The following is an 18,122-nucleotide window of genomic DNA, read 5'->3' as shown; positions in this document are numbered from 1 at the left end:
CGGCCCCCGCTCAGCCGGTACGCAGCGAGGCCAGCAGCGACTCGTCGCCGCTCACCTCGAGCGAGTCGAAGCCGATCCGGCCCCACAGCGCGAGCATCAGGTCACTGGCCTGGCCGGACGCGTGCACTCGGGTGTCGGGGCCGTCGGCGTCGAGCAGGGTGTCCGTGTCGAGCAGCGCGATGCCCTCGCCGCGCAGCCGGATGAACCACTCCTGGCCCTCCTCCGGCGCGGTCAGGTGCACGACGCCGTACCGGTCGGTGGGGCCCTTGCGGCGGCCCGCGGGCAGCCAGCTGTCCAGCACCTCGGTCACCCCGTCGGCGGCGAGGTGGTCGTTGAGCGGCTCGGCCATGCCCTGTGACATCTGCATGTCCCAGCGGTGCACGGCGGTCTCGTGCGCCATCCGGCGGTGCCAGAACAGGGCGATCTTGGCCTGGGGCGCCCAGTTCCAGGCGGGCATGTTCGGGTCGAGCGCGTCCAGCAGCTCGATCAGGCCCTTGGCCTCCTCGTCGAACCAGTCGAGGGTCTCCTCGGCGCCCGGGTAGTCGTGCCGCCGGGAGCCCGGGTCGGGCGCGCTGGTGACGCCGCGGCTGGCGTGGCCGCGGACCCAGCGGTACACCCCGCCGAGATGGTGGACCAGGTTGAGCACGGTCCAGTCCGGACAGGTGGGCACGACCGCCGTCAGGTCGGCCTCACCGGCGACGGCGCGGAAGGCGGCCGCGTCGGCGCGCAGCGCGTCGAGCCATAGTTCCTTGGTGCCGTGCGCTCTCATGGCCTCGTCCTCATCGGGTCTTCCCCACCTGGTCGTTCGGGAACTGTGGCGGCACTAGTGTGGTGACGTGTCTGACAATAGCCTCGCCCGCCCCGCACTCGCCGACCTGACCACCCTAGGGCTGGGTGGCCCGGCCGGACGGCTGGTCACCGCCGGGTCCGCGGACGAGATCACGGCCTGCGTACAGGACGCGACCCGCACCGGCGAGCCGCTGCTGCTGCTGTCCGGGGGCAGCAACGTCGTCGTCGGCGACGCGGGCTTCCCGGGCACCGTGCTGCTCATCCGCTCCTCCGGCGTCGACGTGATCGCCGAGGACGGCGACGACGTCTCCGTGCGGGCCGCGGCGGGCCACCCGTGGGACGACTTCGTCATGCGTACCGTCGCCGAGGGCTTCTCCGGCGTCGAGTGCCTGTCCGGCATCCCCGGCACGTGCGGCGCGACGCCGATCCAGAACGTGGGCGCGTACGGGCAGGACGTGTCGCAGGTCGTCGAGTCGGTGACGGTGTACGACCGCACCGAGGGCGAGGTGCGCACGTTCACCCCGGAGGAGTGCCGGTTCGAGTACCGGCACAGCGTCTTCAAGTACACCGACCGCTGGGTGGTGCTCGACGTGGTGTTCCGGCTGCGCCGGGACGGCAAGTCCGGCCCGGTGGCGTACGCGGAGCTGGCCCGCGCGCTCGGGGTGGCCGAGGGCGAGCGGGTGCCGCTGGCCGACGCGCGTGAGGCGGTGCTCGGGCTGCGCCGGGGCAAGGGCATGGTGCTCGACCCGACCGACCCCGACACCCGCTCGGTCGGCTCGTTCTTCACGAATCCGGTGCTCAGCGCCGCGGCGTACACCGAGCTGCGCCGCCGCACCGACACCGACCCGCCGGCCTGGCCCGGCGCGGACGGCGTCATGAAGGTCAGCGCCGCCTGGCTCATCGAGCGCGCGGGCTTCACCAAGGGCTACACGCGCGGTCCCGTGGCGATCTCCTCGAAGCACACCCTCGCCCTCACCCACCCCGGCGGCGGCACCACGCACGACCTGCTCGCCCTGGCCGAGGAGATCCGCGACGGCGTGCACGACCACTTCGGCGTCACCCTCCGCCCCGAACCCGTCCTCGTCAACTGCGAACTCTGAAAGGAAGGGCACCCTCTTAACGGAATACGTAGAGGAAGGGCACCTTCTTAACGGTGCCGGGCTCAGCGGTGGCGGCGCAGGCCGCCCGCGAGCCAGCCGAGGCCGCCGCAGACGGTGAAGAGCAGCAGCAGGCGGACCAGGTCGGTGCGGTTCACTCGGCCGACCGCCGGACCAGCACGACGGCCAGCACGAGCAGGCCCACGCCGAGCAGCAGCAGGGCGATGCCGAGCAGCACCATCGGCCCCAGGCGCAGGGCGCTGAGCTGGCCGCCGTACGCCGAAAGCGCAGAGAACTCCGCATTCAGGTTCATATCGGACGTAACGACCGGCAGCCCCGGCAGGGATCATGCGGCGGTGCCCGGCCAGGGCACGGTCACCTCGCCCAGCCGCCAGCGGGCCGGGCGGTCCAGCACCGGCCAGCCCGCGTCGCGCAGCCGTGACACCGCCTCCAGCCACCGCTGCCGCGGCCCGAACACGGCGAGCGGCGCGGCGTGCCGCCAGGCCTCGTCCAGCGCGCACAGCAGGTCGTACACCGGCTCGCCCGGCACGTTGCGGTGGATCAGCGCCTTCGGCAGCCGCTCGGCGAACGTGGCCGGGGATTCCAGCGTGGCCAGCTTCGCCGCCAGCGTCAGCGAGACCGGCGTGTCCGCGCCCGCCGGCAGGGCCGCCCAGCTGCCCAGGCGGCCCAGCTCGTCACAGGTGCCCTCGACCAGCCAGCCGCCCGGCGCCAGATGCGCCGTCATCGTGGTCCACGCGGCGGCCACGGCGCTCTCGTCATACTGCCGCAGCACGTTGAAGGCCCGGACCACCACCGGCCGCAGCCCGGCCAGCTCGAACCCGCCCCGCGCGAACGTCAGCCCCGGCGGGTCGGCAGCGGCCTGCGCCGCCGCCACCCGCGCCGGATCGATCTCCAACCCGGTCACCCGCACGTCCGCGCGCACCCGCTCCAGCCGCGCCCGCAGCTCGACCGCCGTGATCGGCGTAGCCCCATACCCCAGATCCACCACCAGCGGATCCGCCGCATCGGCAAGCGCACCCCCACACCACCACCCGATCCACCGATCCACCCGCCGCAGCCGGTTCGGATTCGTGGTCCCCCTGGTGATCTCCCCCTGCGGCTTCACTGCCCTCCTCCCGCCCTCAGCCAGCGTCGATCATGAAGTTGTGGACACGACACGCCGCCGAGCCGTGCCATAAGTTCATGATCAACGCACTTAAAGGACCCGGTGGACCTTGTGCTGGGCGGCTTGGGCGAGGGGGCGGACCACGAGGCGGTCGATGTTGACGTGGTGGGGGAGGGTGGCGGTCCAGGTGATGCAGGCGGCGATGTCGTCGGCGGTGAGGGGGTGTTCGACGCCGGCGTAGACGCTGGCGGCGCGGGTGGCGTCGCCGGCGAAGCGGTTGAGGGCGAACTCGTCGGTCTTGACCATGCCGGGGTCGATCTCGACGACGCGGACGGGGTCGCCGCAGAGTTCGAGGCGGAGGGTTTCGACCAGGGCGGTCTGGGCGTGCTTGGCGGCGGCGTAGCCGCCGCCGCCCTCGTAGACGATGAGTCCGGCGGTGGAGCTGACCGTGACGACGGTGCCCGCGCCGGAGGCGATCAGGGCGGGGAGCAGGGCCTTGGTGAGGCGGAGGGTGCCCAGCACGTTGACGTCGTACATGGCCTGCCAGTCGGCGACGCTCGCGCTGGCGACGGGGTCCGCGCCGATCGCGCCGCCCGCGTTGTTGACCAGCAGATCGACCCGGTCGACGGTTGCCGCGTACTGCGCGACGGCGTAGTCGTCGGTGACGTCGCAGGTCACGGCCGTGCCGTTGATCTCCTTGGCGAGCGCCTCGACCCGGTCGGTGCGGCGGGCCAGGGCGTGCACGTGGAAACCGGCGGCGGCCAGGTGCCGGGCGGTGGCGGCGCCGATGCCGCTGGACGCGCCGGAGACGACCGCGATCTTCTGGTCAGACATGAGCTGCATCCTAAGCTCCGCGACGTCCCGGACTGTGGGCTGCGACGCTCGTCACGCCCGCGAACGGGAAGAGTCCGGGCGCACCGGATGTTGATCGACCTGTGAGCTCTCGTACCCTCCGCCGCGAGCTGCCCCGGCGTATCGCCACGCTCTCCGTGCACACGTCTCCGCTGCACCAACCGGGCACCGGGGACGCGGGCGGCATGAACGTGTACATCGTCGAGGTGTCCAAACGCCTGGCCAAGGCGGGCGTGGAGATCGAGATCTTCACCCGTACCACCGGCCGGGACCTGCCCCCGCGGGCCGAGCTGGCGCCCGGGGTGCTCGTCCGGCACATCAGCGCGGGGCCGTTCGAGGGCCTGGCCAAGGAGGACCTGCCCGCCCAGCTCTGCGCGTTCACGCACGGCGTGCTCGGCGTCGAGGCGTCCCGCCCGCCGGGCTTCTACGACCTGCTGGCGTCCCACTACTGGCTCTCCGGCCAGGTCGGCTGGCTGGCCAAGGACCGCTGGGGGGTGCCGCTGGTGCACACCGCGCACACCCTCGCCAAGGTCAAGAACGGGCGGCTCGCCGTCGGCGACCGGGCCGAGCCGATGGGCCGCGTGGTGGGCGAGGAGCAGGTCGTCGAGCAGTCCGACCGGCTCATCGCGAACACGCCGACCGAGGCCCGCGAGCTGATCGACCTGTACGGCGCGCCGCTGGACCGGGTGGCCGTCGTCGCCCCCGGCGTCGACCTGGACCGCTTCCAGCCCGCCGACCGGGCCGCCGCCCGCACCCGGCTGGGCCTGCCGCAGCGCGCCAAGATCATCGCTTTTGTCGGCCGCATCCAGCCGCTGAAGGCCCCCGACGTGCTCATCCGGGCGCTGGCCGAGCTGTCCGACCCCGATGCGATCGCGCTGATCGTGGGCGGGCCGAGCGGCTCCGGGCTGGACCGCCCCACCTCGCTCATCGAGCTGGCCGCGGCGCTGGGCGTACGCGACCGGGTGCGCTTCCTGCCCCCGCAGGCCGGGGACCGGCTGGCCGACGTGTACCGGGCCGCCGACCTGGTCGCCGTGCCCTCGCACAACGAGTCGTTCGGGCTGGTCGCGCTGGAGGCCCAGGCCTGCGGCACGCCCGTGGTCGCCGCCGCGGTCGGCGGCCTGGTCACCGCGGTCCGCGACGAGGTCAGCGGGGTGCTCGTGGACGGGCACGCCCCGGCCGACTGGGCGCGGGTGCTGGACCGGCTGCTCGCCGAGCCCGGCCGCCGCGCCGAGCTGGCGGCGGGCGCGCTGGCGCACGCGTACGACTTCTCCTGGGACCACACGACCGCCCGGTTGCTCGGCGTCTATGGTGAGGCGATGACCGAGCACCGGTCCCGCCGGCAGCTGGAGCTGGCCGGCTGCGCCCGGTGGTGACCCCGCGAGGAGCCCGATGACGACGGTCGAGCAGACCTGTGCGCTGATCGAGCAGGCGTGTGCCGAGCTGCCCCTGGACCGCACCGGCCCCCACTCGTACGTGGTGACCCTGCCCGGCACGCACAAGCTCAAGACGAACGTGAACCTCATCGTCGGCGAGCACGCGCTGCGCGTGGAGGCGTTCGTGGTGCGCCAGCCCGACGAGAACCGCGAGGCCGTCTGGGCCTGGCTGCTGCGCCGCAACGCGAAGCTCTACGGCGTCGCGTTCACCATCGACGCCGTCGGCGACGTCTACCTGACCGGGCGGCTCCCCCTGGACGCGGTCACCCCGCGCGAGCTGGACTCCCTGCTCGGCGCCGTGCTCGCCGCCGCCGACGAGTCCTTCGACACGCTGCTCGAACTCGGCTTCGCCACCGCGATCAAGCGGGAGTGGCGGTGGCGGATCAGCCGCGGCGAGCCCACCGACAACCTGCGCGCTTTCCGGCACCTGATGGACGACGAGGCCGAGGAGCCCACGACCCGTCCCGAGGGCCTCGCCGCGGCGGCGACCCCGTCCGGTGGCGGCGCGGTGCTCGACACCGGCACCGACGTGCTCCCGGAGCCGGGCCGTGACGCGCGGGCGGCCTGACCGCCGCGCCGCCCGCCGGGCCGACGCGCTCGGGCTGCTGGCCGGGGTGGCGCTGGACGCCGCGTTCGGCGACCCGCGGCGGCTGCACCCGGTGGCCGGGTTCGGCAACTTCGCGCAGGTCGTCGAGCGGTACACCTACGCCGACTCACGCCGCGCCGGTGCCGTGTTCACCGCGCTCGCGGTGGGCGTGCCGGTCGCCGCGGCGGTGCTGGCCCACCGGGCCACCCGGCACCGGCCGGTGCTGCGTACGGCGCTCACGGCGGCGGGCACCTGGGCCGTGCTGGGCGGGCGCAGCCTGCGCCGCGAGGGCGGCATCCTGGCCGGGGCGCTGGAACGCGGCGACCTTGCCGCCGCCCGCACCCGGCTGCCGCACCTGTGCGGCCGCGACCCGTCGGCGCTGGACGAGACCGGGCTGGCCCGCGCCACCGTCGAGTCGATCGCCGAGAACTCCTCCGACGCCGAGGTCGCGCCCCTGGTCTGGGGTGCGCTCGCCGGGCTGCCGGGCCTGGTCGGCTACCGCGCGGCCAACACGCTCGACGCGATGGTGGGGCACCGCTCGCCGCGCTACGCCCGCTTCGGCACCGCCTCGGCGCGCCTGGACGACGCCGCGAACCTGCTGCCCTCCCGGCTCACCGCGGCCCTGGCCGCCGCCACGTCCCCGCTGGTGTCGGGTTCGCCCCGGCGTACGGCCCGGATCTGGCGCCGCGACGGCGGCCACCACCCGAGCCCCAACTCGGGGCAGTGCGAGTCGGCCTTCGCGGGGGCGCTCGGCGTACGCCTCGGCGGGACCAACGTCTACTTCGGCCGCTCCGAGACCCGCCCCGAACTCGGCGACGGCCCCCGCCCCCGCGCCCGCGACATCCGCCGCGCGAGCACCCTCTCCGCCGCCGTCGGCCTCTCCGCCGCCGCCCTCGCCGTCCTGGTGAGGAAGGGCACCTTCGCCGGCTCGCGTCAGCGAGACGAGCCGCGGCTCGGCACGCATTCCGTAGAGGAAGGGCACCTTCTTGACCGGGGGCGGCGATGACCGCTTACGACCTCGGGTATCACGGCGACGTCGCCGTCGGGCCGGGGCTGGTCGACCTCGCGGTGAACGTGCGCCAGGCGCCGCTGCCCGGCTGGCTCGCCGAACCCGTCCGCGACTCGCTGAGCAGGCTCGACGCGTACCCCGACGGCACCGCGGCACGGGCCGCGCTCGCCGCCCGGCACCGCCGCGACCCGGCCGAGGTCCTGCTCACCGCCGGGGCCGCCCAGGCGTTCACGCTGCTCGCCCAGGCGCTGCGCGACGCCCGCCGCCCGGTCGTGGTGCATCCGCAGTTCACCGAGCCTGAGGCGGCGCTGCTGGCCGCCGGGCACCGGGTCGGCCGGGTGCTGCTGCCGGAGCCGTTCCTGCTGGACCCGGCCGCCGTCCCGGAGGACGCCGACCTGGTGGTGCTCGGCAATCCCACCAACCCGACGTCGGTGGCGCACCCCGCCGACACGGTGGCGAGCCTGGCCCGGCCCGGCCGGGTGCTGGTGGTGGACGAGGCGTTCGCCGACACGATCCCCGGCGAGCCGCACTCCCTGGCGTCCCGGCGCGACCTGCCCGGCCTGGTCGTGATCCGCAGCCTCACCAAGACCTGGGCGCTGGCGGGGCTGCGCGTCGGCTACCTGCTCGCCGCGCCCGAGCTGGTCACCCGGCTGGCGGCGGTGCAGCCGCTGTGGCCGGTGTCCACGCCCGCGCTCGCCGCCGCCGCGGCCTGCGCCGCGCCGCACGCGGTCGCGGCGGAGGAGCAGATAGCCCATGAGCTGGCGGTACGCCGGGAGCACCTGCTCGCCGCGCTGCGCCGCGTGCCGGGGGTGCACGTGGCGGGGACGCCCGCCAGCTCGTTCGTGCTGATCCGGGTGCCCGACGGGCCGGGGGTGCGCGAGCGGCTGCGCGAGCACGGGTACGCGGTCCGCCGCGCCGACACCTTTCCCGGCCTCGGCCCCGACTGGCTGCGCGTCGCCGTACGCGATCAGCAGGTCAGCGACGCCTTCACGGCGACGCTCGGCGATGTCCTCAGGTGACAGGCGCCGACTGCTGAAGTAGTGTTGAAGTGTGACCGCCGTTCCCCTGGAGAGCGTCGCGTTCTCCGAACTCCTCCGGGAGCCGACCGCCACCGCGGACCGGCTGTCCCGGGTACGCGCCGTGCGCCTGCGCCGGCGTGACGCCGACGACCTGGTCCTGATGTCCGCCCAGCGCGCCGAGCAGGAAGGCGAGGTCATCGACCTCACCGCGCGCCTGCTCGCCGAACTCGCCCGTCATGATCCTGGCATCGTCACCGGGGTCCTGCCGCGCGTGCTGCCGTGGGTCCGCTTCCTGCCGGACGCGGCGGTGAGCGAGCTGGCGGAGGAGTTCGTCAGCACCGCCCAGGCGGTCGTCGCCGTCGGCAACACCACGGCCCTGTCGGTGCTGCTGGCCGCGTGGCGGCACACCGCGGAGGCTTACTCCGATCCGGAGCTGCACGCGATCCTGACCGCTCCGACGAGCGGGGATCACGGCCCTGTGCCGCTGCCGGAGGTGGCATGACTCCCAAGCGGGGAGACCGGGTCGCACCACCATCCCTGCCCGGTGAGTACGCACTGAGGTTCGCGACCAACGACGCGGTGAAAGGCTGGGACGAGCTGTGCCGGCAGGCGGCCGCCAACACCCGCGCCGCGTTCGAGGCACTGCGCGGCAATCCGTGCCCGCGACCGGAGACCGACCGTCAGCACCGGCTCAGGCACGACCTGGCCTGGGGCACGCACGACGGCAGATCGCTGGAGCAGTGGCAGTACGAGGTGACCTCCGGCGGCCGCATCTGGTATCTCGTGGACCACGACACGCGTACCTGCTGGATCAAGCATGCGGGCACCGGCCATCCGAAGGCGACCGACCGCTAGGCGTCCGCTGCGCGTACCGCGAGGGCGGTCCGGTGGGCGTGTTCGTCGAACAGGACGAGCACGGCTTCTTCGAGGGGCGTCTCGGCCGTGTCGAGGACGTGCAGAGCCTGGCGTACGGCGTCGTCGAGCGGCCAGCCGTACACGCCTGACGAGATGAGCGGGAACGCGATGGTGCGCGCGCCGAGCCCCTCCGCGACCCGCAGCGCGTTGCGGTAGCAGTCGCGCAGCAGCTCGGCACGGTCCTCGCCGGTGCTGTACACGGGCCCGACGGTGTGCACCACCCAGCGCGCGGGCAGGTTGCCCGCGGTGGTGGCGACGGCCTGGCCGGTGGGCAGGCCCCGGCCGTAGTGGGAGGCGCGCAGCGCCCGGCACGCGGCGAGGATCTCCGGGCCGCCCCGGCGGTGGATGGCGCCGTCCACGCCGCCGCCGCCGAGCAGCGAAGAGTTGGCCGCGTTGACGATCACGTCGGCCTCCTGGCGCGTGATGTCGCCCTGGACGAGCGTGATGCGCATGATCGTTCCTCCGGTCAGGATGCGGGCTTACGCCTCACATCCTGACTGGCGGACGGCGACCTCACTTGCAGGAGTAGGTGAACTTCGTGGCGGCTTCGAGGACCTGCGGCTTCAGGATGCGCAGGGTGGCCGTGGCGTCGAGCGTGCCCTGCCCCTGGAAGCGCCAGTACAAGTGCACCTGGGTCGAGGTCTCGCCCTTCTTGATGGCCTGCTCCAGGGCACCGGAGCTCTGGCCGTCGCTGCGCAGCCACTCGTAGGTGATCAGGCCCGCGCTGCCGTCCGTCTGGATCGTGCCGACCACGTCGACCTGCACGTCGCACGTGGTGGCGGGCGGCTGCACGGCGGTCACCGCGATCTTGACCACCTGGACCGCGTTGTTGCGCTCCTGCCACCAGCCCCACGCCACGTAACCGGCGATCACCAGCAGCACCACCGTGGTCAGCGCGCTGAGGAACGCCATGATCCGCTTTGAGACCGACTTCTTGCGCGGCGGCGGCGCGGCCTGCGCGGCGGCGAGCTGCCAGGCCGGGGGCGCCGCGGGCACCCCCTGGCCGAAGCGCAGGTTCACGTCCTGCTGCGGTCCCGGCGGGGTGACCCGGCCCTGCTGGTACGAGGCGGACCGGCGCTGCTCCTCGGCGGCGCGCCCGCCCATCCGGGTCGCCCCGTCGGGCGTGACGGCGGGCGGCGGCCCCGGGCGCTGTCCGGGCGGCGCCTGGGCGGGCACACCCGGCGGCGGGCCGGAGTGCGAGCCGCCCGCTAGCTGCACCGTCTCCTCGGCGGCCGGTGGCACCGGCGATCCGGCCTGCGAAAACGCGGGGGCCGACGGCGGGAACGCGGGCGCGCCGTAACCGGGCGCCGAAGGCGCCGCCGGAGCGGGCGGCGCGACCGGGGTCGTCGGGGCATGCGGCGTGGTAGGGGCATGCGGCGCGGCATGTGGAGTCGCCGGGGCTGACGCGGCCGGCGGCACGGCGGCGGCCGGGGGTGCGGACGCCGGGCGGGCCACGGTCGGCGTCGTCTGCGCGGCCAGGGCCTTCACCCCGGAGCGGTCGCCGAAGCCGGGGATGCGCTGGGTGCCCGCGCTCAGGCCGGTCAGCGCCGCGGTCAGGCCCGCGCTGCCGCCGACCGCCTCGACCTGCTGGACCGCCTGGCGCAGCACCTGGGACGTGTCGGCGTCGGTGCACGCGTCGGCGAGCCGGGTCAGCAACCGGGCCCAGCCGGCCGCGTCGTGGCCGGGACCGGCGGCCGTGCCGGCGGCGGCGTGGCTCCAGCCGGGCTCGGCCAGCAGGGCCGCGCCGGAGGCGCTCAGCACCACGGTCTCCGGGCTCACGTCGCCGTGCGCCTGCTGCGCCTGGTGCAGCCGCAGCAGGGTCTGCGCGGTGTCGGTGGCGATCAGGGCCGCGACGGCGGGCGCGAGGGTCGCCCCACCGGCCAGGGCCTGGTCGACCGTGGGGGACGGCGCGGCATTGGTGATCAGCCAGGTGCGCCCGTCATCGACCACCTGGTCGACGACGTTGAGCAGGCCGGGCAGCCGCAGCCCGTTGACGCCGCGTACCGCGTCGGCGAGGCGCTTGGCCGCGGCCGGGTCGGCGAGGCGCTGGTCCTGCAGGCACAGCGCACCCCGCCGCTTGCTGTCCGCAGTGGACACCGTGTACCAGGTGCCGAGGCGCCCTGGACGCCCCTCGCCCAGCACCGTGTACTTGCCGCCGCCGATGGTGGTCACCGGACCCCGTCCTTCTCAGCCGATGATGCAGTTCGCGTTCTGGATGATGGGTGCAGAGTAGACCTTGGTCGGGATGCTGGGGCCGCCCGTATAGGTCACGATCGTCAGCCGGATCTGGGTGTTGCAGTAGAGCAGTCCGCTCATGTCGACCTCCCGCGTAATCATCGGCTGGCCGCCTTCCGTGGCGATGCCGGTGACCGTGACGGTCTTGGCTGCCACGCCGCTGATCGGCTGGTTGTTGTAATCGATCAGCGTGAAGATGAACCGGAACGAGTAGCGGCCCGCTCCCTCGGTGCCCACCAGGACCCCGGCGCGGGCGGTCTTGCCGGCCGTGTCGGCGGTCTGGCCCTGGCAAACGCCCTTCGTGGACCACCAGCACATGGTCGGCCGCGCCAGGGAGCTGACCCGGGTGTTCGGGATCGTCGGCGACGACGACGGCGACGGGGAAGGCTTGGGGGAGGGCTTCTTGCTGGGGCTCGGCGAGGGCTCGTCCGAGGGGGACGGGCTCGGCGACGGCGACTCGCTCGGCGAGACCGACGGGCTGGGCGACGGCGACGCCTCGGGGCTCGGCGACTCGACCGCGGCCGGGCTGGGCGGCGGCGGGAGCGGGGACGAGTCCGACAGCAGCGCCGCGGCGCCGACCCCGCCGAGCACCAGCACCAGCGTGATGGTGGTCGCGGCGATCACCGTGAACGCCTTGCGGGACATACCGAGGATGGTCGTGCCCACCGCGGTCGCGTTGGCGGAGATCGCCGCGGCCAGCGGGAACAGCAGCGCGAGCAGCAGGGCGCGGCGGGCCAGCTTCTCGCGGCCCTCCTCCTCCCAGGCAGGCCCATACCCGGCGCCCGCGACGGCCTCCAGCTCGCGCAGGAACGTCGTGGCGTCCTTGGGCCGCTGCTTGGGGTCCTTGGCCAGGCCACGGCGCACCAGGCCGCGTACGGCCTCGGGCACCAGCTCGACCGGCACGGGCGCCTGCTCGTGCATCAGCCGCAGCGCGATCAGGTCGCCGGGCGCGCGGAACGGCGGCTGCCCGGCCAGGCACTCGAAGAACGTCGCCGTCGCGGCGTAGATGTCGGTCGACGGGTTGGCGGCCGCGCCGGACCACTGCTCCGGCGCCATGTACGACGGCGTACCGGCCAGCGGGCCCTGGCGGCCGCTGCGGGCGGCGATGCCGAAGTCGGCGAGCTTGCTCTGGCCCTCGCCGTTGACCAGCACGTTCTCCGGCTTGTAGTCGCGGTGCACGACCCCGCGCCCGTGCGCGGCGGCCAGGCCGAGCAGCGAGCCCTTGAGCACCACCAGCGCCGCCTCGGGCTCGGTGGGGCCCTGCTCGCGCAGGATCGCGCGCAGCGCGACGCCGTCGACCAGCTCCATCACGATCGCCGCGCCCCCGGGCGCCTCGATGTACTCGTACAGCTTCGCGACCTGCGGGGACTCCACCTCGGCCATGACCCGGGCCTCGGCCCGGAACGACCGGATGAACTGCTCGTCCTCGCGCAGGTGCGCCGCGAGGTACTTGATCGCGACCTGCACCCCGGTCGCCTCGTGCTGGGCCAGCACGACCGTGCCCGAGGCGCCGCGTCCCAGCTCACGGATCTCCGTGTAGCCGGGAACGGTCCACTCCTGCTGACTCACGCGGTCACCTCCGCCGCCGGGGCCGTACGCCTCGATTTGATGAACGTGATGAGCCTGCGCACCAGCCGGTACCAGATCGGGAACATGATCAGGCCGATGGCCAGCGCGATGACCAGCACGTCGATGCCGGGCGGCAGGTACTCGTCGACGAGCCCGCCCAGGCGGTCCCGCCAGGCCAGGAAGCCCAGCAGCACGAACAGGCCGGTGCCGACGACGGCCGTGAAGCCGTACGCCGCCATGCCGATCTGCTTGATCCCGGGCCTGCGCCCGTTCTTCAGGTCCGACCAGATGCCCTTGGTGAAGTACGCCGACGCCTCCTCGCGCAGGCGCGGCAGCCGCAGCCCGTCCGCGAGCGCCTGGTAGCCGTCCAGCGGCATCAGCGGGTTGAGGTTGTAGAGCGTGTTCAGGTAGAGGCCGAAGGCCAGCTGGTACGCGATGCCGGACACCTGCGGCTGCGGCACGTACGCCGCGACGGCCGCGCAGATCCCGGCGACGCCGGCGGTGGACAGGGGCCCCGACAGCGTCACCACGATGCGCGACCAGCGGGTGCCGAACCACATGTCCGAGGTGTCCACGAACGCGAACGGCATGCCCATCATCACCATGAACCCGCCCCGGGTCACGGTGCGGCCGTAGGACTTCACCGCCAGCGCGTGTGCCGACTCGTGGATGACCAGCGCCACCAGGTAGCCGACCGCGATGGAGACCGCACCGGCCACCCCCGCGCCGTTGATGTCGAACAGTTTCTGATGTCCACTCGCGACCGCCATGGCGTAGATCCCGCCGAGGATGAGCACCCAGAGCAGGAACACGCCGGTACGCGTGAAGAAGCGCCAGCCGAAGCTCCGGTACACCCGGCTGAACAGGCTGTCCAGGCCGCCGATCGACACCTCCATGCGCAGCAGCGTGCGCAGGACCGCCCGGCCGATCCGCTTCATCAGCGGCGGCTTCTCCGTCTCCCGCTGGCCGTGCAGGCCGCGAACCAGCTCCAGCGCCGCGAACGTGCGCAGGGTGCGCTCGATCCGGGGCAGGGCCAGCTCGCCGTACTTCTGCGCGTACGCGAACAGCAGGTCGCGCACGGTGTTCTCGCCGTCGAGCTGGTGCCACAGGAACACGTCCCGCTCGTCGAGCTGGAGATACTGCCCCGTGCGGGTGTTGCGCAGCACCCATTCCTGGTCGCCGCGCATACCGGGCACCTGCTTGAGCGCCCAGCCGCTGCGCCGCCGCGGGCGCGCGCTGAGCGGCCCCGTCGCCGTCGGCGCCTGGTCGGGCTGCGCGGCCGGCAGCAGGACGCTGTGCTCCACCCCGCGCACCATGGTCTTCGAGCCGATCGCCGCCGATCGCGGCTGCGCGAACCGCATCGGCACGTCGCCGATGTGCAGCTCGGACTCGTCGGACAGCGGCGCCCAGTCACCGTGGACGACCCGGCCGGCCACCGTGACGCCGTTGAACGAGTTCAGGTCCTCCAGGTGGAAGCCGTCCGCGGTGCGCACCACCCGGGCGTGCTGGCGGGAGACGCTCGCGTCGTTGACCACGATGTCGTTGTCCGTGGCGCGGCCGATCGTGGTGACGGGGTTGACGAGCGGGAACACCCGCTCGCCACCGGCATCGGCCCAGCGCAGCTCCGGCGCCGCGAAGGTGTCCACTTTGGCGCCTTTGCGCAGCGTGCCGCAGTGCAGGCAGTACGGGTAGTCCCGCCGCAGGTGCACGTGGCAGGCGTGGCACAACATCGTTCGGCCTTTCAAGGGGTGGGTGGCCATGCGGCGAGCCGAATCATAGGCGGCCGATCGGCCGCATGCTCTCAGCTGACTGCTTTACGACCGTGATCCGATCAGCTGTATCGAGCGACGTAGGACGGGCGGCCGGCGGGAGGGCTCACGCCGGCGCCGCCGGCCGTCCGACCGCATTCACTCACGCCGGGGCGACACCGCCCGCGACCGTGTCCTCATCGGACCGCCCGTCCAGCGACCGGCCGGCCACGGCTCCGGCGATGCCGCCCGCCACCGCACCGGCGGCCAGGCCCGCGCCACCGATGAGCAGCTCCCGGGTACCGATGCCGTCCTCAGTCGCCGCGTCCGCGGCGGCCGGCGCGGCGCCGTCACCGGCGGGCGTGGGCGAGGCAGCACCGGTCGCTCCGGCGCCGTCGCTCGGCACCGACGGCACGACCTGCACCACGACCGGACTCGCGGGAGCCGTGTCGCCCGGGGTGAGGCCGCCGACCGGACCCGGCAGGCCGGAACCGCCGCCGGTCGCGCCGCCACCCGGGGTCCCCGAGCCGCCGGTCTCTCCGCCGGGCGTGCCGCCGCCGCCTTCCCCGCCAGGGGTTCCGGTGCCGCCGGTCTCTCCGCCCGGCGTTTCACCGCCGCCGGTCTCTCCGCCGGGGGTGCCGCCGCCCTCCTCGCCAGGAGTGCCGGTGCCGCCGGTCTCTCCGCCAGGCGTGCCGGGGTCAGCCGTCTCGCCGCCGGGAGTGCCGGTGCCGCCGTCGCCGCTCTCGCCGCCGTCGCCCGGGGTGGGCAGGAGGATGTCCAGGTCGGGGATGTGGTCCAGGAGGCCCGGGTGGAAGGGCGGGGGCGGCGGGTTCGGTGTCGGGTCGCTGATGTTGGGGTTCCCGTCGCCGTCGTTGTCGCCGAACGGCTCGTCGGTGGTGTCCGGGTTGTCGTCCTGGTTGTCGAGGAAGTCCGGGATCCCGTCGCCGTCGTCGTCGCCGAATCCCCACAGGTCGCCCAGCCCGCCCGAGCCGCCGTCCCCCGCACCGCCGTCGGCCGGGGGGTCGATCTCGAACGGGATGTCCGGCAGGTTGTCGAGCAGGTTCGGCGGGATGAACAGCGAGGGCCCGGTCTCGCCGGGCGGGGACCAGTCCGGGTCGGCACCGTTCACCAGGCCGTCCCCGTCGTCGTCCTGCAGCCCCGGAGGCATGCCGACGCTGGGATCGTGATCGTTCACGTCGACGAACTGCGGCACGCCGTCGTCGTCGGCGTCGGTGAACGGGCCGAGTCCGAGGGACACCGGCTGCACGGCGGGCGCCTCGCCGTCCTCGGGCGCGGGCAGCGGCAGGTCCGGTAGGCCGGGAAGGTGCGGCAGGTCCGGCAGACCGTCGCCGTCGGGCAGCGCGGGCAGGCCACCGGGCAGCTCCAGGCTCATCGGCTCGGCCAGGCCGCCGCCGGGCGGCGCGGGGATCGCGTCCGGAGCGCCGAATCCGGACAGGCCGCCCTGTGCGAGGAGGCCGTTCTGCACGATGATCCCCGCACCGTCCTCCGGACCCTCGCCCGGCGCGTCGGGCCCGAGCGGTCCGAGGTCGAGGAGCAGCTGGGGCGGGGGCGCGGGGTCGTCCTGCTTGGGTCCGATCTGCAGCGCGGGTCCGGTCGGGTCGTCCGCGCCGCCGCCGGGCGTGCCGCCGCCGGGGCCGCTGCCGCCCGGGACGGTGCCGGGGCCGTCGTCCGGGCCGGTGGGCCCGTCCGGGTCGAAGAGGTCCAGCTGGGGCGGGGTGGGTGCCGGGTCGTCCTGCTTGGGGCCGATCTCCAGCGCGGGCCCGGACGGGTCGTCCTGCTTGGGGCCGATCTCCAGCGCGGGTCCAGACGGGTCGTCCTGCTTGGGGCCGATCTCCAGCGCGGGTCCAGACGGGTCGTCCTGCTTGGGTCCGATCTGCAATGCGGGTCCGGTCGGGTCGTCCGCGCCGCCGCCGGGCGTGCCGCCGCCGGGACCGCTGCCGCCCGGGACCGTGCCGGGGCCGTCGTCCGGGCCGGTGGGTCCATCGGGGTCGAAGAGGTCCAGCTGGGGCGGGGCGGGTGCCGGGTCGTCCTGCTTCGGGCCGATCTCCTCGGCGCCGCCCGGCCCGTCGCCGGGTCCGTCGCCGCTGGGCACGTCGTGGTGGTCGGGGATGTCGAGGTCGGGCACCTCGACCGGGCTGATCAGGCCGGCCAGGCCGCCGGTGCCGATGCCGGAACGGGACAGGCGCGGGTTGAGCGCGGTCGGACCGGCGCCCACCGCAGCGTCGGTCAGGCCGCGCAGCTGCTCGGTCTCGCCGGGGGTGAGGCCGTACGCGGCGGCCGTGCCGGCCACGTCGGCGCGTACCCGGCGGGCGAAGTCGGGGTCGGCCGCCATACGGGCGACCAGGTCGGGGAAGTGGGACATCGTGCTGGCTCCTTGCACTGGGGGTGGCCGTCAGTGCGCGGGTCGCCCGCTGGCGGTGTCCCGCGCGGACCGGCCGGTCGGGGCGACACGGGCCGGGTGAGCTGATCCGGATACGGAGGCTGCCGGGCAGCGGGGATGCGACGGGGGTGCACACCCCCGGCTGCCCGGCAGGTTAAGGGAGGTCAGGCGGTGGCGGGGCCGCCCGCCTGATCCTCGTTGGACTTGAGGGCCTTACCGGCGACCGCACCGGCGACGCCGCCCGCGACCGCGCCCGCGGCCAGGCCCGCTCCGCCGATGAGCAGCTCGGTGCCGCCGAGGCCGTCCGTGCTCTCGCCCGCGGCGGCCTCGCCGGCCTGGGCCGGGGCGCCGTCCGGCGCGGGGCCGACGGCCTCGCCCGACTGCACGACCACCACGACCGGGCCGGACTGCTCGCCCTCCGGCGTGGTCAGGACCGGGGCCACGATCGGGTCGGCGGCCGGCGGCGCGGGCGCGGGCTCGGTCGCCGACTCGGGCTCGGGCGCCGGGGCGGGGTCGGCCGGCTCGGCGGGCTCCGCCGGTTCGGCCGGCTCGCCGGGGTCGCCCGGGTCTCCGGGGTCGCCCGTCTCGCCCGGCTCGGGGAAGTCCGGCACCTCGAAGATGGGCAGGTCGGGCAGGTCGAACGGCGGGTCGAACGGCGGCAGCGGCGGGTCCGGGTCCGGGTCGACCGGCGGCAGGTCCGGGAAGTCGAACGGCGGGTCGAGGATGTCGAGGCCGCCCGGGAACGGGTTGTCCGGCTGCAGCTCCAGCTGGAGGTCCGGGATCTTGATCAGATCGAGGCCGGCGTGCGGCGCCGGGACCGGGTCGTCGTCGGCGGGCAGCAGATCGATCGGGTCGAGCGGCAGCGGCTCCAGCGGCGGGGGCGGCGGCTCCGTGCCCTCCGGCAGCAGGTCGCCCGGGTCCACCGGCGGCTCCCCGCCCGGCAGCAGGTCGGTGGGGTCGGGCGCCTCCTCGGGCAGCACGTCGAGCGGGTCCGCCACGTCCGAGATCAGGCCGGCCAGGCCGCCCGAGCCGAAGCCGGACTTGGACAGCCGGGCGCCCAGCGAGGTCGGGCCGGCCGAGGCGGAGGCGTCGGCCAGACCGCGCAGCTGCTCGGTCTCATCGGGCGTGAGACCGTACTGGGTGGCGACGGTGTCCGGGTGCGCCCGCGCGTGCCGGGCGAACTCCGGGTCGATCGCCATCCGGGCGATGAGATCGCGGAACTGGGACATTGCAGACTCCCTTTCGCTGGGATGTCGCACGGGGGCTGTGGTGAGAACACGCTAGGTCGCCTGGGGGACTGCGCACATCGCGGCGAGTACGTAACTTTGCCGCGAGGACTGCTG

The 18,122-nt window shown here is 74.4% G+C and carries 17 protein-coding genes; 7 read left to right on the top strand and 10 right to left on the bottom strand.

Annotated elements, in window-relative coordinates:
* Positions 1 to 10: 10 nt before the first annotated feature.
* Positions 11 to 769 carry a maleylpyruvate isomerase family mycothiol-dependent enzyme gene (locus Cba03nite_RS04390; RefSeq protein WP_203742015.1) on the bottom strand — a complete coding sequence of 253 codons (759 nt, stop codon included), beginning with the start codon at positions 767 to 769 and terminating at the stop codon, positions 11 to 13.
* A gap of 67 nt (positions 770 to 836) precedes the next feature.
* On the opposite strand from Cba03nite_RS04390, the gene Cba03nite_RS04385 reads away from it, so the two are divergent.
* Positions 837 to 1,889, top strand: coding sequence for a UDP-N-acetylmuramate dehydrogenase (locus tag Cba03nite_RS04385; protein WP_203742013.1), 1,053 nt, complete (start codon positions 837 to 839; stop codon positions 1,887 to 1,889).
* 151 nt (positions 1,890 to 2,040) lie between these two features.
* Here Cba03nite_RS04385 and Cba03nite_RS04380 read toward each other — a convergent pair whose 3' ends face one another.
* The 3 genes from Cba03nite_RS04380 to Cba03nite_RS04370 all read right to left on the bottom strand — a co-directional run bounded on the left by Cba03nite_RS04380 (position 2,041) and on the right by Cba03nite_RS04370 (position 3,846).
* The gene (locus Cba03nite_RS04380) at positions 2,041 to 2,199 is read right to left on the bottom strand and encodes a hypothetical protein (RefSeq protein ID WP_203742012.1); all 159 of its coding nucleotides are present in this window, start codon (positions 2,197 to 2,199) and stop codon (positions 2,041 to 2,043) included.
* Between the two features lie 33 nt (positions 2,200 to 2,232).
* A complete protein-coding gene (locus Cba03nite_RS04375) occupies positions 2,233 to 3,036 on the bottom strand; it encodes a class I SAM-dependent methyltransferase (RefSeq protein ID WP_203742140.1) in 804 nt (267 codons plus the stop codon).
* 66 nt (positions 3,037 to 3,102) lie between these two features.
* Positions 3,103 to 3,846 (bottom strand): SDR family oxidoreductase, encoded by a 744-nt coding sequence (locus Cba03nite_RS04370; RefSeq protein ID WP_203742010.1) that lies wholly within the window; start codon positions 3,844 to 3,846, stop codon positions 3,103 to 3,105.
* A 101-nt stretch (positions 3,847 to 3,947) separates the two neighbouring features.
* Between Cba03nite_RS04370 and mshA the strand changes: the two genes are divergently transcribed.
* From mshA to Cba03nite_RS04340, 6 genes are read left to right on the top strand one after another with little or no spacing between them, the layout of a single operon-like run.
* Entirely contained in the window at positions 3,948 to 5,237 is a 1,290-nt protein-coding gene (gene mshA / locus Cba03nite_RS04365) for a D-inositol-3-phosphate glycosyltransferase (protein ID WP_239125446.1), read from the top strand.
* 16 nt (positions 5,238 to 5,253) lie between these two features.
* The gene (locus tag Cba03nite_RS04360) at positions 5,254 to 5,865 is read left to right on the top strand and encodes a type III secretion system chaperone family protein (RefSeq protein ID WP_203742008.1); all 612 of its coding nucleotides are present in this window, start codon (positions 5,254 to 5,256) and stop codon (positions 5,863 to 5,865) included.
* Complete coding sequence (locus tag Cba03nite_RS04355) at positions 5,846 to 6,889, top strand: cobalamin biosynthesis protein (RefSeq protein WP_203742006.1); 1,044 nt, start codon at positions 5,846 to 5,848, stop codon at positions 6,887 to 6,889. Before Cba03nite_RS04360 ends, Cba03nite_RS04355 begins: the two co-directional genes overlap by 20 nt.
* Positions 6,886 to 7,911 carry an Rv2231c family histidinol phosphate aminotransferase CobC gene (gene cobC / locus Cba03nite_RS04350; RefSeq protein WP_203742003.1) on the top strand — a complete coding sequence of 342 codons (1,026 nt, stop codon included), beginning with the start codon at positions 6,886 to 6,888 and terminating at the stop codon, positions 7,909 to 7,911. The genes Cba03nite_RS04355 and cobC overlap by 4 nt, the downstream gene beginning before the upstream one ends.
* Before the next feature lie 31 nt (positions 7,912 to 7,942).
* Positions 7,943 to 8,413 carry a hypothetical protein gene (locus Cba03nite_RS04345; protein WP_203742001.1) on the top strand — a complete coding sequence of 157 codons (471 nt, stop codon included), beginning with the start codon at positions 7,943 to 7,945 and terminating at the stop codon, positions 8,411 to 8,413.
* A complete protein-coding gene (locus Cba03nite_RS04340; protein WP_203741999.1) occupies positions 8,410 to 8,766 on the top strand; it encodes a hypothetical protein in 357 nt (118 codons plus the stop codon). Before Cba03nite_RS04345 ends, Cba03nite_RS04340 begins: the two co-directional genes overlap by 4 nt.
* Here Cba03nite_RS04340 and Cba03nite_RS04335 read toward each other — a convergent pair.
* The 6 genes from Cba03nite_RS04335 to Cba03nite_RS04310 form a co-directional block, all read right to left on the bottom strand.
* Positions 8,763 to 9,278 (bottom strand): O-acetyl-ADP-ribose deacetylase, encoded by a 516-nt coding sequence (locus Cba03nite_RS04335; protein WP_203741997.1) that lies wholly within the window; start codon positions 9,276 to 9,278, stop codon positions 8,763 to 8,765. The two genes, Cba03nite_RS04340 and Cba03nite_RS04335, sit on opposite strands and share 4 nt — an antisense overlap.
* A gap of 61 nt (positions 9,279 to 9,339) precedes the next feature.
* On the bottom strand, positions 9,340 to 10,998 hold the full coding sequence (locus Cba03nite_RS04330; protein ID WP_203741995.1) for a serine/threonine-protein kinase: 1,659 nt from the start codon (positions 10,996 to 10,998) through the stop codon (positions 9,340 to 9,342).
* A 15-nt stretch (positions 10,999 to 11,013) separates the two neighbouring features.
* Positions 11,014 to 12,630 (bottom strand): serine/threonine-protein kinase, encoded by a 1,617-nt coding sequence (locus tag Cba03nite_RS04325; protein ID WP_203741993.1) that lies wholly within the window; start codon positions 12,628 to 12,630, stop codon positions 11,014 to 11,016.
* Positions 12,627 to 14,339, bottom strand: coding sequence for an FHA domain-containing protein (locus Cba03nite_RS04320; RefSeq protein ID WP_203741991.1), 1,713 nt, complete (start codon positions 14,337 to 14,339; stop codon positions 12,627 to 12,629). Before Cba03nite_RS04320 ends, Cba03nite_RS04325 begins: the two co-directional genes overlap by 4 nt.
* Positions 14,340 to 14,541: 202 nt before the next feature.
* A complete protein-coding gene (locus Cba03nite_RS04315) occupies positions 14,542 to 16,761 on the bottom strand; it encodes a hypothetical protein (protein ID WP_203741989.1) in 2,220 nt (739 codons plus the stop codon).
* Between the two features lie 182 nt (positions 16,762 to 16,943).
* Positions 16,944 to 18,008 carry a hypothetical protein gene (locus Cba03nite_RS04310; protein ID WP_203741987.1) on the bottom strand — a complete coding sequence of 355 codons (1,065 nt, stop codon included), beginning with the start codon at positions 18,006 to 18,008 and terminating at the stop codon, positions 16,944 to 16,946.
* Positions 18,009 to 18,122 lie beyond the last annotated feature (114 nt).

The sequence above is a fragment of the Catellatospora bangladeshensis genome, assembly GCF_016862575.1.
In the GTDB taxonomy this organism is placed as follows: Bacteria; Actinomycetota; Actinomycetes; order Mycobacteriales; family Micromonosporaceae; genus Catellatospora; species Catellatospora bangladeshensis.
This window is presented reverse-complemented; position numbering and strand designations above follow the sequence as displayed.